Origin of the sequence: Alkalibaculum bacchi (assembly GCF_003317055.1) — a bacterium.
Classification (GTDB): domain Bacteria; phylum Bacillota; class Clostridia; order Eubacteriales; family Alkalibacteraceae; genus Alkalibaculum; species Alkalibaculum bacchi.
The window spans coordinates 1-2,605 of record NZ_QNRX01000039.1; the positions used below are offsets into that span (position 1 = coordinate 1).

The window sequence follows — 2,605 nt, forward strand, 5'->3', positions numbered from 1 at the left end:
AGTACCTTCGGCGCTGGAGGACTTTACTTCTGTGTTCGGTATGGGAACAGGTGTAGCCCCTCCGCTATTGCCGCGGAATGTGTTAGTTCTAAGTTTTATGTTCTATGTTCTAAGTAAAACCTTGTCACCTTCGGTGACTTACTGCTTTTCTCAAATCATAAAACTTTATAACTTATCACTAAGTTTATATCAAATGTTCCGCATTCAGCATTCAGCTTTCTGCTTAATAAGTGATATTTAAAAACAGCACAAGAAAGTAAATTTATTCATCATCTTTTTAAGGTCAAGTCCTCGGCCTATTAGTATCAGTCAGCTAAATGTATTTCTACACGTACACCTCTGACCTATCAACCTGGTCGTCTACCAGGGACCTTACCCCTTACGGGTGAGATATCTTATCTTGAGGGGGGCTTCGCACTTAGATGCCTTCAGCGCTTATCCCTTCCAGACTTAGCTACCCAGCTATGCACTTGGCAGTACAACTGGTGCACCAGAGGTCTGTCCATTCCGGTCCTCTCGTACTAGGAACAGCTCCTCTCAAATATCTTGCGCCCACGACGGATAGGGACCGAACTGTCTCACGACGTTCTGAACCCAGCTCGCGTGCCTCTTTAATGGGCGAACAGCCCAACCCTTGGGACCTACTACAGCCCCAGGATGAGACGAGCCGACATCGAGGTGCCAAACCTCCCCGTCGATGTGGACTCTTGGGGGAGATAAGCCTGTTATCCCCGAGGTAGCTTTTATCCGTTGAGCGATGGCCCTTCCACTCGGTACCACCGGATCACTAAGCCCGACTTTCGTCCCTGCTCGAGATGTCTCTCTCGCAGTCAGTCTACCTTTTGCCTTTGCACTCTACGAATGATTTCCAACCATTCTGAGGTAAACTTTGGGCGCCTCCGTTACTCTTTCGGAGGCGACCGCCCCAGTCAAACTGCCCACCAGACAATGTCCCATGACCAGATTATGGCCACTGGTTAGAACTTCAGCATTACAAGGGTGGTATCCCAAGGGTGGCTCCATCGAGACTGGCGTCCCAACTTCTTAGCCTCCCACCTATCCTGTACATGCAATACCAAAGTTCAATGTCAAGCTACAGTAAAGCTCTACGGGGTCTTTCCGTCCTGTCGCGGGTAACTCGCATCTTCACGAGTACTACAATTTCACCGGGTGTGTTGTTGAGACAGTGCCCAAATCGTTACGCCTTTCGTGCGGGTCAGAACTTACCTGACAAGGAATTTCGCTACCTTAGGACCGTTATAGTTACGGCCGCCGTTTACTGGGGCTTAAGTTCATTGCTTCGCTTGCGCTAACAAGTCCCCTTAACCTTCCAGCACCGGGCAGGCGTCAGCTCCTATACTTCATCTTTCGATTTAGCAGAAACCTGTGTTTTTGGTAAACAGTCGCTTGGGCCATTTCTCTGCAACCTTCCCATCAAAGTGGGTTAGGCTCCCCTTCTCCCGAAGTTACGGGGTTATTTTGCCGAGTTCCTTAACAACACTTCTCCCGATCATCTTAGGATTCTCTCCTCGTCTACCTGTGTCGGTTTACGGTACGGGCACCTTCTTGCTCGATAGAAGCTTTTCTCGACAGTGTGAAATCCGCTACTTCCCTACTTATTTTCGGTCCCCGTCACGCCTCATAGTTACTAGAAGCACGCATTTTACTGTGCTTCCCTACTTGACGCTTGGCCGCTCTCTTCCATTCGAGCGGTTAGCTTATCCTCCTGTGTCACTCCTTCTCTCAAACGCTTAAAGGTGGTACTGGAATCTCCACCAGTTGTCCATCGCCTACGCCTTTCGGCCTCGGCTTAGGTCCCGACTTACCCTGAGCGGACGAACCTTCCTCAGGAAACCTTAGACTTTCGATGGTTAGGATTCTCACCTAACTTTCGCTACTCATACCAGCATTCTCTCTTGTGTACAATCCACTGTCGCTCTCGCTCTAGCTTCGCTTCGTACACAATGCTCCTCTACCCAATGCATTCGCATTGCCATAGCTTCGGTGGTAAGTTTTAGCCCCGGTTATCTTCGGCGCACAATCACTCGACTAGTGAGCTATTACGCACTCTTTAAATGAGTGGCTGCTTCTAAGCCAACATCCTAGTTGTCTTAGCAATTGCACATCCTTTCCCACTTAACTTACACTTTGGGACCTTAGCTGATGATCTGGGCTGTTTCCCTTTTGACTACGAAACTTATCTCACGCAGTCTGACTGCCAAGCTAAAATATATGGCATTCGGAGTTTGATAAGGTTCGGTAAGCTTATCGCCCCCTAGCCTATTCAGTGCTCTACCTCCACTATTCATCACTTGACGCTAGCCCTAAAGCTATTTCGAGGAGAACCAGCTATCTCCGTGTTCGATTGGAATTTCTCCGCTACCCACACCTCATCCGAGCCTTTTTCAACAGACACCGGTTCGGGCCTCCACGTGATTTTACTCACGCTTCACCCTGGACATGGGTAGGTCACACGGTTTCGGGTCTACAGCATGCAACTTTCGCCCTATTAAGACTCGGTTTCCCTACGGCTCCTATCCTTAAAATATTAACCTTGCTACATACCGTAACTCGCTGGTCCGTTCTACAAAAAGCACGCGGTCAC

The 2,605-nt window shown here is 49.0% G+C and carries 2 rRNA genes; both read right to left on the bottom strand.

The window, feature by feature from the left end:
* Positions 1 to 78 (bottom strand): 5S ribosomal RNA (gene rrf / locus DES36_RS14595); the annotation flags it as partial.
* A 201-nt stretch (positions 79 to 279) separates the two neighbouring features.
* Positions 280 to 2,605: ribosomal RNA gene (locus DES36_RS14600) — 23S ribosomal RNA — on the bottom strand; the annotation flags it as partial.